Source organism: Niveispirillum sp. KHB5.9 (genome assembly GCF_048066115.1).
Taxonomy (GTDB): domain Bacteria; phylum Pseudomonadota; class Alphaproteobacteria; order Azospirillales; family Azospirillaceae; genus Niveispirillum.
The window spans coordinates 136,666-149,372 of sequence record NZ_JBLTYX010000011.1 but is presented as its reverse complement, the minus strand read 5'-3'; the positions used below and the strand labels follow the sequence as shown (position 1 = coordinate 149,372).

General features: G+C 65.8%; 12 protein-coding genes and 1 tRNA gene. 5 read left to right on the top strand and 8 right to left on the bottom strand.

What is annotated here, in order from left to right:
* Nucleotides 1–219: 219 nt before the first annotated feature.
* The 5 genes from ACM9HJ_RS18490 to metC all read right to left on the bottom strand — a co-directional run bounded on the left by ACM9HJ_RS18490 (nt 220) and on the right by metC (nt 5,653).
* A complete protein-coding gene (locus ACM9HJ_RS18490; protein ID WP_416573236.1) occupies nt 220–975 on the bottom strand; it encodes an amino acid ABC transporter ATP-binding protein in 756 nt (251 codons plus the stop codon).
* Nucleotides 972–2,072: an amino acid ABC transporter permease gene (locus tag ACM9HJ_RS18485; RefSeq protein ID WP_416573235.1), complete on the bottom strand. Its 1,101-nt coding sequence runs from the start codon at nt 2,070–2,072 to the stop codon at nt 972–974. The genes ACM9HJ_RS18490 and ACM9HJ_RS18485 overlap by 4 nt, the downstream gene beginning before the upstream one ends.
* Before the next feature lie 5 nt (nt 2,073–2,077).
* The gene (locus tag ACM9HJ_RS18480) at nt 2,078–3,220 is read right to left on the bottom strand and encodes an amino acid ABC transporter permease (protein ID WP_416573234.1); all 1,143 of its coding nucleotides are present in this window, start codon (nt 3,218–3,220) and stop codon (nt 2,078–2,080) included.
* Nucleotides 3,221–3,395: 175 nt separating this feature from the next.
* Nucleotides 3,396–4,451, bottom strand: a complete 1,056-nt coding sequence (locus ACM9HJ_RS18475; RefSeq protein WP_416573233.1) for an amino acid ABC transporter substrate-binding protein — start codon at nt 4,449–4,451, stop codon at nt 3,396–3,398.
* 23 nt (nt 4,452–4,474) lie between these two features.
* Nucleotides 4,475–5,653 (bottom strand): cystathionine beta-lyase, encoded by a 1,179-nt coding sequence (metC, locus tag ACM9HJ_RS18470; RefSeq protein WP_416573232.1) that lies wholly within the window; start codon nt 5,651–5,653, stop codon nt 4,475–4,477.
* A 117-nt stretch (nt 5,654–5,770) separates the two neighbouring features.
* On the opposite strand from metC, the gene ACM9HJ_RS18465 reads away from it, so the two are divergent.
* Together ACM9HJ_RS18465 and ACM9HJ_RS18460 are read left to right on the top strand one after the other, a co-directional pair.
* Nucleotides 5,771–6,676, top strand: coding sequence for a LysR substrate-binding domain-containing protein (locus tag ACM9HJ_RS18465; protein ID WP_416573231.1), 906 nt, complete (start codon nt 5,771–5,773; stop codon nt 6,674–6,676).
* An 82-nt stretch (nt 6,677–6,758) separates the two neighbouring features.
* Nucleotides 6,759–7,343: an N-acetylmuramoyl-L-alanine amidase family protein gene (locus tag ACM9HJ_RS18460; RefSeq protein ID WP_416573230.1), complete on the top strand. Its 585-nt coding sequence runs from the start codon at nt 6,759–6,761 to the stop codon at nt 7,341–7,343.
* Nucleotides 7,344–7,367: 24 nt separating this feature from the next.
* Here the strand turns inward: ACM9HJ_RS18460 and ACM9HJ_RS18455 are convergent.
* Nucleotides 7,368–7,443, bottom strand: a tRNA-Ile gene (locus ACM9HJ_RS18455).
* Between the two features lie 183 nt (nt 7,444–7,626).
* On the opposite strand from ACM9HJ_RS18455, the gene ACM9HJ_RS18450 reads away from it, so the two are divergent.
* Nucleotides 7,627–8,256: a 2-hydroxychromene-2-carboxylate isomerase gene (locus ACM9HJ_RS18450; protein WP_416573229.1), complete on the top strand. Its 630-nt coding sequence runs from the start codon at nt 7,627–7,629 to the stop codon at nt 8,254–8,256.
* 135 nt (nt 8,257–8,391) lie between these two features.
* Here ACM9HJ_RS18450 and ACM9HJ_RS18445 read toward each other — a convergent pair whose 3' ends face one another.
* Both ACM9HJ_RS18445 and ACM9HJ_RS18440 read right to left on the bottom strand, forming a co-directional pair.
* A complete protein-coding gene (locus ACM9HJ_RS18445) occupies nt 8,392–8,925 on the bottom strand; it encodes a hypothetical protein (protein WP_416573228.1) in 534 nt (177 codons plus the stop codon).
* Between the two features lie 7 nt (nt 8,926–8,932).
* Nucleotides 8,933–9,493, bottom strand: coding sequence for a hypothetical protein (locus ACM9HJ_RS18440; RefSeq protein WP_416573227.1), 561 nt, complete (start codon nt 9,491–9,493; stop codon nt 8,933–8,935).
* A 444-nt stretch (nt 9,494–9,937) separates the two neighbouring features.
* On the opposite strand from ACM9HJ_RS18440, the gene thrC reads away from it, so the two are divergent.
* Together thrC and ACM9HJ_RS18430 are read left to right on the top strand one after the other, a co-directional pair.
* Nucleotides 9,938–11,347 (top strand): threonine synthase, encoded by a 1,410-nt coding sequence (gene thrC / locus ACM9HJ_RS18435; protein WP_416573226.1) that lies wholly within the window; start codon nt 9,938–9,940, stop codon nt 11,345–11,347.
* A 98-nt stretch (nt 11,348–11,445) separates the two neighbouring features.
* Nucleotides 11,446–12,651, top strand: a complete 1,206-nt coding sequence (locus tag ACM9HJ_RS18430) for a M16 family metallopeptidase (protein WP_416573283.1) — start codon at nt 11,446–11,448, stop codon at nt 12,649–12,651.
* Nucleotides 12,652–12,707: the final 56 nt, after the last annotated feature.

Here is a 12,707-nt window from a genome sequence, read left to right as displayed (position 1 = left end):
TCATGGACGCTCCATGCGGGTTTGCGGTGACATCTCCATCCCTAAGTCCGTGGGCACCTTCATTCCCGCCTCCCCCACCGTCACCCCGGCGAAAGCCGGGGCCCAAGTGACAAGCACTTCGCTCTACGACATGGGCCCCGGCTTTCGCCGGGGTGACGGTAGAGATTGCTGTTACCCCAGCGGCCCAAACCGCCGCGGGGAAGGCGGGAATACCCCCCGTCAATGCAGCACCTGGCCCAGGAACGTCCGGGTCCTTTCATGCTGCGGATTGGTGAAGAATTCGGCCGGCGGGGCCGCTTCCACGATCTGGCCGGCATCCATGAAGATGACGCGGTCGGCCACCTGCCGGGCGAAGCCCATCTCGTGCGTGACGCACAGCATGGTCATGCCCTCACCGGCCAGTTCGACCATGATGTCCAGCACCTCCTTGACCATTTCCAGGTCAAGCGCACTGGTCGGCTCGTCGAACAGCATGATCTCCGGCGACAGCGACAGGGCCCGCGCGATGGCCACCCGCTGCTGCTGCCCGCCCGACAATTGGCCGGGGAATTTGCGCGCCTGATCGGGGATGCGCACGCGGGCCAGATAGGCCATGGCGATCTCTTCCGCCTCCGCCCTCGGCATGCGCTTCACCTGGGTCAGAGCCAGGGTGCAATTCTCCAGGATGGTCAAATGCGGGAACAGGTTGAAGCCCTGGAACACCATGCCCACCCGCCGGCGCACCGCCTCCACCGACCGCGCATCGCCGGTCAGCTCCGTCCCCTCCACCGCGATGCGCCCGGCCTGATGTTCCTCCAGCCGGTTGACGCAGCGGATCAGGGTGGATTTGCCCGACCCGGACGGACCGCAGATGACGATCCGCTCCCCCTTGGCGACGCTCAGGTCCACATCGCGCAGGACATGGAAATCCCCGTACCATTTATTGACGCGGGCCATTTCGACGGCGGGTTGTTTGTTCCCAGGCTGGGTGTTCATCGTGCGGCTCCCCGTGACATCCGCAATTCCAGCCAGCGCGCATAGCGGGAGATGGAAAAGCAGAGGATGAAATAGATCAGCGCGATCAGCAGATAGGTCTCTGCGAACGGCGCCGGCCAGTCGGGATCGGCCAGGGCGGCGCGTCCGGCACTCAGCAGGTCGAACAGGCCGACCACCAGGACCAGGCTGGTATTCTTGACCATGACGATGATGGTGCTGGTCAGCGGCGGAATGACTTTGGCGATGGCCTGCGGCAGCACGATCAGCCGCGTGGTCTGCCACCAGTTCAGGCCCAGCGCCTGTGCCGCCTCGTTCTGCCCCCTGGGGATGGCCTGCAACCCGCCGCGCAGCACCTCGGCAATGTACGCCGCCGACACCAGCGTCATGGCGGCCAGGGCGCGCACCAGCTTGTCGATGCTCACCCCCTCCGGCAGCATGATCGGCAGCAGGATCGACGCGATGAACAGCAGCGACAGCAGCGGCAGCCCACGGATCAGCTCGATGATCCCGATCGACAGATACCGCGGCACCGGCAAACCGGCCCGCCGCCCCAGCGCCAGCAGCACCGCCAGCGGAAAGCCCAGCCCCAGCGACCAGACGGTCAGCAACAGGGTGATGGGCAGCCCGCCCCAGGCGGACGTGGGCACGGGCTTCAGCCCCAGCACACCCCCGCCCATCAGCACCAGACTGGCCAGCATGCCGCCCACCCACAACCCGATGGTCATCCTGGTCCAGTTGCGCGGGGCCAAGCTCCATAGCCCCAGCCCCAGGATCAGCACACAGACCGCAACCGGCCGCCATTGTTCGGCCGGCGGATAGATGCCGAACAGGATCTGGGGATATTTCTGCGCCAGGAACGCCCAGCAGGCCCCGGCCTGCCGGCATTCATCGCCCCCGCCGCTCCACACGCCATTGACCACCGCCCAGGACAGCAGATGCGGCAGCATCCAGACCAGCGCCAGCAATCCGGCCAGGGTCATCGCCGCACTGGCCATGTCCCCGAACAGCAGCAGCCACAGCGGCCGCGACAGGGCCACCGGTGCCGGGCGCGGTGCCGTGGCTCCCTGGCGGACGAAGACGGGCGTGGGTTGGGTCATGTCCGTCATCGCGTCACCAGGGCGATCCGCCGGTTGTACCAGTTCATGAACACAGACGCGGTGACCGACAGGGTCAGGAACACCAGCATCAGGATCAGGATGCCTTCCACCGCCTGGCCGGTCTGGTTGATGGTGGTGGCCGCGACCAGGGCGATGTCGGGATATCCCACGGCCAGCGCCAAAGTCGTGTTCTTGGTGATGTTGATATACTGGCTGGTCATCGGCGGGATGATCACGCGCAGCGCCTGCGGGATGATGATCAGGCGCAACAGGCGGCGCTCATCCAGGCCCAGCGCCCGTCCCGCTTCCCACTGCCCGCGATCCACGGCATCGATACCGCCCCGGATGATCTCGCCGATGAACGCGGCGGAATAGAGCAGCAATCCGGCGAACACGGCGGTGAATTCCGGCGACAGGCCCATGCCGCCCGTGGCGTTGAACTTGCCCATCACCGGCTTGTCCAGCGCCAGCGACAATCCGGACGCCGCCCACACCACCCCCATCAGCAGCAGCGCCGACACTGCCCCGATCATCCCATACCGGTTCGACACACCCGTCCGCAGCCGCAGCCGCTTGCCAAACCGCCAGGCCGCCACCGTCCCGCCCAGCCCGATCAGCAGGGCCAGCAGCAACGGCCCCTTGTCGCCCAGCACCAATGGACGCGGCAAATACAGCCCCCGGTCGGCCAGGATCACCCCATCCACCGGCGTGAACGCCGCATGGATATTGGGCAGGCCCAGCGTCACCAGCGCGTACCAGAACAGCAATTGCACGACGAGCGGCGTATTGCGCATCGCCTCGACATAGACCGTGGCCGCCCCCGACGTCAGCGGATGCGACGACCGCCGCGCCAGCGCCACACCCAGCCCCAGCAGCGTGGCCGCAAAAGCCACCGTCACCGCCAGAAACAGCGTATTGCCCAGCCCGACCAGAAAAGCCCAACCGAAACTGTCCGTGGGCCGATAGCTGAGAATGCTCTCGGCAATGGGAAACCGCGCCGCCCGGTCCAGGAACCCGAAGCCACCGGCAATGCCGCGTTCCTCCAGGTTGGCCATGGTGTTATGGACCAGCCAGGCCACACCCCCGACCAATCCGGCCAGCAGCAGCGCCTGCAACGCGATCTGGCGCGTGCGGGTGTCGTGCAGCAAATCCCCAATCTTTCTTCTCCCGTCATCCCGGCGAAAGCCGGGACCCAGGGGCGGCGCGCCCGACCTACCGGCAGCTTTGATCGACGCAGCGTCGAGGATCGTTCCTGTGGCCCCTGGGTCCCGGCTTTCGCCGGGATGACGAGGAAGGGGGGAAGCGGATGTCATCTGGCCCCCCTCAGTTGAACGCCATGGGAACCATCAGGCCCCCGTCGCGGAACAGGCGGTTGGGCCCACGCTCCAGCTTCAGCGCACTGCCGGCACCGACATTGCGCTCGAACATCTCGCCGTAATTGCCCAGCTGCTTGACGACGCGGTACGTCCATTCCTCATCCAGGCCCAGGGCGGCGCCATTGCCCGGCTCCACACCCAGGAACCGGCGGATGGTCGGGTCCTTGCTGTCGCGCATCGCATCGACATTGGTCTGGGTAATCCCCAGCTCCTCCGCCATCAGCAGCGCCTGGAACGACCACTTCACGATGTCGAACCATTGATCATCGCCATGGCGCACGGCGGGCGTCAGGGGTGACAGCTTGCCGTCGGCCGGGAAGATCACGAAATCATCTGGATTGCCGGCCATGGTGGCCCGCACCGACGCCAAACCTGATGCATCGGTGATCAGCGCGTCGCACCGGCCGGAGAAAAACGCCTGCCTTGTGGCCTGCGTACTGTCGAAGATCACCGCCTTCAGGTTCGGTGCCACCCCCGCCACCAGATTGGTGAAGGTCACCTCCGTCGTCGATCCCGTCTGCACACAGACCGACGCCCCATCCAACTCCTTGGAACTGTTTACGCCCATGGCTCGGCGGACCATGATCCCGTCATAGTCGTAATAATTGGGCAGGGTGAAATTCACCCCGTTGGCATCGCGCGACAGGGTCCAGGTGGTGGTGCGCGGCAGGATGTCGATCTCCCCGCTTTGCAGGGCGGTCAGCCGCTGCTGGCCCGTCAGGGGCACGAAGCGGGCCTTGTCCTTGTCGCCCAGCACGGCGGCGGCCACGGCGCGGCAGGTCTCGATATCCAGTCCGCGCCAGTAACCCTGCGCATCCGGCGCCCCGAAGCCCACCGTGCCCGTGCTGGCCCCGCAATTGATATGGCCCCGGTCACGCACCGCCTTCAGCGTGCCACCCGACGGTCCAGCAGCCGCCTGCTTCTTCTCCGCCGCCGCCTGGCCGCATCCGGCCAGCGCCAACAGGCACAATCCCGCCAGAAGCTGCTTGCCGATCCGCCGCATGGCCCCGCCCTCCCCGCTTCAGCTCAACCGGCCAGAACGGGTACGGCCAGCGCCGCGAACAGGGCCTCCAGGTCGGCCCACAAGTCGGCCGGGTCCTCCATGCCCACGGAAATGCGCAGGATCACCCCCTCGTCGGTCCAGTCGGTGGCCACCCGGTCGGCCTTGATCGCCATCGGCACGATCAGGCTGCGCGTACCGCCCCAGGAGGCACCGATGGCGAACGTCTTCAGAACGCCGAACGCCTCCTCGATCACCGCGTTAGCCTCTGGTTTCAGCACCACGGAGAACACACCCGACGCACCGGCGAAATCGCGCTTCCAGATTTCATGCCCCGGACAGGTGGGCAGCGACGGATGCAGCACCCGCTCCACCGCCGGCAGTTCCACCAGACGCCGGGCGATATCGGTCGCCACCGCATCGGCATGGCGCATGCGCACGCCCATCGTCTCCAGCCCGCGCAGCGCCAGCCCGCAATCGTCCGGCGACACACCGATGCCGATCATCCGCATCGTGTCCTTCAGACGCCGGAACAGCGCCACATCCTTGACGCTGATCGACCCCATCAGCAGGTCGGAATGTCCGCCGACATATTTGGACAATGCCTCGCTTGAGAAATCCACCCCATGCGCCAGCGGCTTGAACAAAAGCGGGGTGGCCCAGGTATTGTCGCAGCCGGTCAGGATGCTGCGTTCCTTCGCCACCTTGACGATGGCCGGCACATCCTGGAATTCCATGGTGGTGGAACCGGGGCTCTCCATCCAGATCAGCTTGGTATTGGGCTTGACCAGGGCCTCGATCCTCGCCCCGATCAGCGGGTCGTACACGGTGTACTCAACCCCGCGCAGCTTCAGGTAATTCTCGCAGAACCCGCGGCAGGGCGGGTAGGCGGTGTCCGGGATCAGCACATGATCACCCGGCAGCAGCACGGTCAGGAAGACGATGGTGATGCCCGCCTGTCCCGACGGCACGATCACCGTCCGCTCCCCCTGCTCCAGCGCCGTCAGCTGCGCCTCCAGGGTGCGGGTGGTCGGCGTGCCGTGTAGCCCGTAGGTATAGCCGTCCGGCCCCCGGTACTTGCGGTTCGTATAGGACTTGGCATCCTCGAACACGATGGTGGAGGCGCGATAGGTGGGCACGCCCAGGCTGGCGAACCCCTCATGCGATACGGGCGGATGGATGACGCAACGGGACAGGTCGCGCATGACGTTCCTCGTAATGTTGATGACAGGAGTGTGTCGGCGCTGGGGTACAATTTCAATTGACCGGTCGGCACGAGTCTATGCATTGATGTTATAGGTTTGCCATCTGAGGCCACATCCATGCATTTCAGGCAGCTTGAGATTTTCCGCGCCGTGATGATCAGCGGGTCGGCCTCACGCGCCGCCGAACTGCTGTCGATCACTCAACCGGCCGTCAGCCGCGCGTTGGTGGAACTGGAGGAAAGCCTGGGCTTCTCCCTGTTCGACCGGGTCAAGGGCCGTCTCGTCCCAACCCCCGAAGGCCAGATGTTCTTCCGCGACGTGAATACCAGCTTCGTGGGCCTGGACCGTTTACGGGCGTCCGCCGCGCGCATCCGCGATTTCGGGTCCGGCAGCCTGCGCATCGCCTCCATGGCGGCCTTCGGCACCACGGTCGTGCCCAAGGCCATCCACGCCTTCCGCAAGAAGCACCCGCAGATCGCCATCACCCTGCAGGTCCTGTCATCGTCGGCCGTGCGCGACCTCGTCGCCAACCAGCAGTTCGATATCGGCCTGGCGGCGGATGAGGTGGATCTGTCCGGCGTCGATCACCGCGTCTTCGGCAGCTTCCCCGCCGTCCTGGCCCTGCCCCCCGGCCATCCGCTGGCCGAAAAGCCGGTGATCACCCCCACCGATCTGCATGGCCAGCCCTTCATCGCCCTGGCCCCCGAAGACCGCGCACGCCACCGTATCACCGAGATTCTGGATGAGGCCGGTGCAAGGCCCGAAATCGTGGTGGAAACCCCCAGTGCCGGCACCATCTGCGCCCTGGTCCTGGAAGGTGTCGGCGTCGGTCTGGTCAACCCGGCGGCCACCGACGGCTACGCCCAGCGCGGCCTGATCTTCCGCCCCTTCAAACCCGACGTGCAGTTCAAATCCCACCTGCTCTTCCGCCCCGACGCGCAGAAGGCACAGCTGGTGAAGGCCTTCGTGGGGGAGTTGCTGACATTCAGGAACAAGGTGACGATGCAACACCATCTACGATAAAATATATGGCACATATTTATTTTAAATAGATTTTGTAATATCTTTTTCGTCACATCTCAATGGCAGGTGGCGGAGAGAGAAGATGGCAACGGTAGTCATTGATCCCGGACATGGTGGCGCCAACGCAGTCGGCGGTTCCAGCCCCAACAATGCACAGGGACCGACGGGATTGCTGGAAAAGGTGGTAACGCTCGATCTGGCGAAGCGAACCGCACCGTTGCTGAAGGCCGCCGGCATCACCGTACTTCTAACACGGGCAACAGACGTCAATCTCGGCCTTGAGGCCCGCGCGACCGTTGCGAAGAATGCCGGCGCCGATGCCTTCGTTTCAATCCATCTCAATGGTTTCGACGGCGAAGCCCAGGGTACGGAAACCTTCCACCACCCCGACGCGTCCGCCGACAGCAGGGCCCTGGCCGACCATGTGCTGAAGGGCGTTCTGACCGCCACGGGGTTGAAGAACCGCGGCGTGAAGGTTGACAGCCTTGGCGTCCTGAAGCCCAGCTACCACGCCGACAAAACCGCGGCCTGTCTGTTGGAAGTCAGCTTCATGGACGTCCCGGCGGAGGAGGCCAGATTGAAGACCGACACATACAAGGACGGGATCGCCAAGGCGCTGGCCGATGCGATCAAGGCCTGGCTCTCGGCCGACGGCCGCCTCCCATAGGCGCTCCGCCATGCCGCTGGCGATTGGTGGGCCCGGAGGGACTTGAACCCCCAACCAGACCGTTATGAGCGGCCGGCTCTAACCATTGAGCTACAGGCCCCCACCATGCGCGGGGGCGCACAATGCCCCAAACGGCTCTGCCCTGGCAATACGGGATTTACAACCCGGCATTTCCCCTTTTCCGGTCGGGCACAATGCCCCCCGCCGCGCTTGCCCCTTGCAACGGCGGCACAAGGCTGGCAACCCTTGGCCCGCCTGAACCCCAAGCGGAGTGCCGACCGTCATGCCCGGTCCCGTCACCGTCGATTTCTATTTCTCGCCCGCCAGCCCCTATGCCTATCTGGCCGGCACGCAGATGATGAAGCTGCAGATCGAGACCGGCTGCCGTGTGGACTGGTACCCCGTCGCCGCCCGGCTGGTGATCAAGGCCGCCGGCTATGACATGGAACAGGCCGTCCCCCATTCCGGGCAGTTCCGCCCCGATTATCGCCGCACCGATCTGGCGCGCTTCGCCCGGCTCTATGGCGTGCCGCTGCGCGATTACAAGGATGTGGTGATGCCCAACCCGCCGCGCCTGGCCCTGGCCTGCGTGGCGGCGCGGCGCTTCGATGCCGGCCAGGTCTTCGCCCGCGCCCTGATGAAGGCCATCTTCGTCGATGGCGTCAGCCCGGCCGACGATGCGCTGTGCGTGAAGATCGCCAACGACACCGCGGGGATCGAGCCGCACCTGTTCCAGCCCATGCTGGACGATCCGGAGACGGCCCGCATCCAGGACACCTATGTCCAGGCCGCCGTTGCCGCCGGCTGTTTCGGCGTGCCCAGCTTCGTGGTCAATGGCACGGAGATGGTGTTCGGCAATGACCGCCTGCCCCTGCTGCGCCAGGCGGTGCTGGAGGCCAAGGCGGCGGGCTGACCCAAATTCCGGCAAGTTCAGCTTGCCGGAATTTGGACGGCGGCAACGGCCGCCGCGCCGCGCGTGCGGCGTGCCGCCGGACAGTAGCGCCGGCGATTGAGGCCCGCTGATCGGTACGATCAGCAGGAACGCGCATCAAGCCACCGCGGTGTCGCCATTGCGGTTGGCCACCGGCGGCGGGGCCGGGAAGACGGAAACGACGGAATAGCCCTGTTCGGGACCGTAGCGCTTTTCCACCTTGGCGCGGGCCACATGCTCGTCGGGCGCCCAGACGCGGAAGCGGCGCTGGCCTTCCCAGGGGGGCCCGTGGCGGCCGATATTGACCATTGGCGCCTCCACCGTCACATGCCAGCCGACATCGGCCCCGCCGCGCTTCTCGTCCAGCACGAAGGTGCGGTTGGCGGGGTGGGCCAAGCGTTGCAGCTCGCCATCGACCTGGCTGATCTCCTCGATCAGCACATCGGCCGTGCGCTGCTGGTTGCGCACCTCGCGGCCCAGCGTCAGGCTTTCGCGACCCGCCACGCGCAACCGGTCCACCTGCTGCTGGCGCTTGGTGAGAAGCTGGGTCACGCGGCGGCGCGTATCCTTCACCCGGCGCATGGATTGTTCCAGGGCCACGGCAAAGGCCACCGCCACGATCATCACCACCAGCAGGATGGGACCGGTCATCGGCCCCTCAACCTGCTGCTGCTTCAGCGGGCGCCGTGGCGCTTTCCACCGTGATGTTCAGCAGGGAGAAGCCCAGCGGCATGGGGAAGATGCGACCGACATCGCGCTTGGCATCGGACAGGCTGTCGGCCCAGATCTCGATCACCTGCGGATTGGCCCATTCCATGTCCAGGGTCGCATGGCGCTTGCGGTCGGTCAGGGCCTGCTGCACCTGCCGGTTCACCATCCAGGCGCGGAACTTGACGATCGCCTGCCCCTCCGGCCCGACGATGCGCACGGGCGAATTCGCCTCGCGCCTGGCATCGACCAGGGCCTTTTCCTGGAGGAAACGGCGGCGGCGCAGCTCACCCAGTTCGGACTGAAGCTCGGTCAGCCGCGCCTTGCGGTCGCTGCGGCGCAGGTCGAACTTGGCTTCCAGCAGGGAGCGGCGGGGCAGAACCTCTTCGATCCGCTTCAGGTCTAGGCCCGACTGGATGGAGCTTTCCGCGTACCGGCCCATCAGATAGGTGAAGAGATAGGCGCCGAGGCCCATCACCATCCCCATCATCAAGGCCTGCGTCCAACCCATGGTCCCGCCATCCCCGTCAGCGGCTGCACAATCAATATGCAACCTATAGGATCAAACTCTATCTGGCATTTAAGATAAACGTTCGCGAGACTCAAGGAAACCTCTGATCCGATACCACTGAAGCCCAGGCCTGCGACAAGTTGGACAGGGCCACCCTACCGCTTTTGGTGGTGCCCGATCGGACCGCCCCCACATCCCTATGCGGTATAATGGCCGGTGGCTGGCGTCCACGGGAACACCCTCCAGGCCGGCGACCGCCGGCCCGCGACCCCATGGTCGCGTGAGCCAAGGGCGCGGATGCGCCCGCCCGGCGCCTGAGGGCGCATGTATCATGTATATAGTTATCAGGCATGAGCCGATGAGCACCCGGTCCCCTTGCGGCGCCTGCCCGCCCTGGCTAGGGTACGCGCCGCAAATCATGCCGCATCGGGTCGAGGTACGAAGGTGTCCTATATCAGCACGCGCGGCCAGGCGCCCGCCCTGGCGTTCGACGATGTCCTGCTGGCGGGTCTGGCCCGTGATGGCGGGCTGTACGTCCCGGCCGCGTGGCCGACGCTGACCCATGATGATCTGCGCCGTTTCCGGGGCCTGACCTATGCCGAACTGGCGGTCGAGGTGATGCTGCCCTTCCTGGGCGGCACCATCTCCCGCGAGGATTTCACCCGCCTGGTCAATGCCGCCTATGGCACGTTCCAGCACAAGGCCATCGTGCCGCTGGTGCAGCTGGACGCCAATCAATGGATGATGGAGCTGTTCCACGGCCCCACCCTGGCGTTCAAGGATGTGGCACTACAGCTGCTGGGCCAGCTGTTCGACCATGTGTTGGCCAAGAAGGACAGCCGCGTCACCATCGTCGGCGCCACCAGCGGCGACACGGGTTCGGCCGCGATCGAGGCCTGCCGCGACCGGGAGCGCGTGGATATCGTCATCCTGCACCCCCATGGCCGCACGTCGGAGGTGCAGCGCCGGCAGATGACCACCGTCCTGTCGTCCAACGTCCACAACGTCGCCTTGGAAGGCACGTTCGACGATTGCCAGGACGCCGTGAAGGCCATGTTCAACGACCAGGCCTATCGCGACGCCCTTAACCTGTCGGCCGTGAACTCCATCAACTGGGCCCGCATCATGGCCCAGATCGTCTATTACGTCGCCGCCGCCGTGGCCCTGGGCGCACCCGACCGGGAGGTGGCCTTCGCCGTGCCCACCGGCAATTTCGGCAATGTCTATGCCGCCTATGCCGCGCGTCAGATGGGCGTGCCGGTGGCCAAGCTGATCATCGGCACCAACGAGAACGACATCCTGGCCCGCTTCTTCGCGTCGGGTGAGATGAAGGCCGACGGCGTGGTCCCCACCCTGTCGCCATCGATGGATATCCAGGTCTCGTCCAATTTCGAACGGCTGCTGTTCGATCTGATGGACCGCGACGGTGCCGCCACGGCCCAGTGCATGGCGGGATTCCGTGAGACCGGCCGGTTCGAGGTCAGCCAGGGCCAGCTGGCCCGCGTGCGCGAACTGTTCGCCGGCTACCGCTGCGACACCGAACAGACCCTGGCCACCATGCGCGACGCGTATGAAGGCTCGGGCTATCTGGTCGATCCGCACTCCGCCGTGGGCGTGGCCGTGGCGCGGGAAGCCGGTCTGGACCCGTCCATCCCGGTCGTCGTCATGGGCACCGCCCATCCGGCCAAGTTCCCCGACGCGGTGGAACGGGCCACGGGCCTGCGCCCGCCCCTGCCGCGCCATCTGGCCGATCTATACGAACGTGAAGAACGTATGGATATCCTTCCGGGCGATATCCAGATATTGAAGGATCATGTGCGCGCCCGGTCCCGCGTGGCGCGCGGCCAGGCCTGAACCGATACAGGAATTACGTGAGCACCAGCCCCTTCCCCGCCGCCCCCGGCACCCGCGTCACCACGCTTCCCAACGGCCTGCGCGTCGCCACCGACGTCATGCTCCATGTCGAAACCGTCACGGTCGGCATCTGGATCGGCGTGGGCAGCCGGCATGAACCGCTGGCCGCCAACGGGGTGGCGCATCTGGTCGAACATATGCTGTTCAAGGGCACGCCGACCCGCGATGCCTTCGCCATTTCGGCGCAGATCGAAAATGTCGGCGGCCACCTGAACGCCTATACCAGCCGCGAACAGACCTGCTACTACGCCAAGGTCCTGAAGGAAGATCTGGGTCTGGCACTCGGCATCCTGTCCGACATGGTCCAGCATCCCCTGTTCGATGAGGGGGAGCTGGAAAAGGAACGCCAGGTCATCCTGCAGGAGATCGGGCAGGCCGAAGATACGCCCGACGACATCGTCTATGACCATTTCCTGGCCACGGCCTTCCCCAGGCAGCGGCTGGGCCGCCCGGTCCTGGGCACGGCCGATGTGGTGGAAAGCCTGCCGCGTGCCGCCATGGTCGATTACGTGACCGGCCGGTACATCCCCGCCAACATGGTGGTGGCGGCATCGGGCAATGTCACCCATGAACAGGTGGTGGAACTGGCCGCCCGCCTGTTCACCGATCTGCCCCAGGGCGACGCGACCGTCGCCGAACAGGCGCTCTATACCGGGGGCGAGTTCCGTGAGGATCGCGACCTGGAACAGGTGCATGTGCTGCTGGGCTTCGACGGCGTGTCGAACAACAGCGACGAGCTGCACACCGCCATGGTGCTGTCCACCCTGCTGGGCGGGGGCATGTCGTCCCGCCTGTTCCAGGAGGTGCGGGAAAAGCGCGGGCTGGTCTATTCCGTGCACAGCTTCAACTGGTCCATGGCCGACAGCGGCGTGTTCGGCATCTATGCCGGCACCGGCCCGGACCGCACCGCCGAACTGGTCCCCGTCATCTGTGACGAGGTTTGCCGGCTCGCCGGCAGCCTGACGGAGGAGGAGCTGGCCCGCGCCAAGGCGCAGCTGAAGGCCAGCCAGCTGATGGGCCTGGAAAGCACCAGCAACCGCGCCGAACAACTGGGCTCCCAGCTGCTGACCTATGGCCGGGTGATCCCGCCGGCCGAAACCGTGGCCCGTCTGGATGCCGTCGATCTGGCTGCCGTGGCGGCCTGTGCGGAACGCATCTTCGCCACCGCCCCCACCCTGACGGCGCTGGGGCCGCTGGACGGGCTGGAAGGCCTGGACAGCGTCACGCGCCGTCTGGCGGCGTGACGCAAACCCGCATAAACTGAACGTAACAAGAAACCGTCAGCGCGGGGGGACAGCAA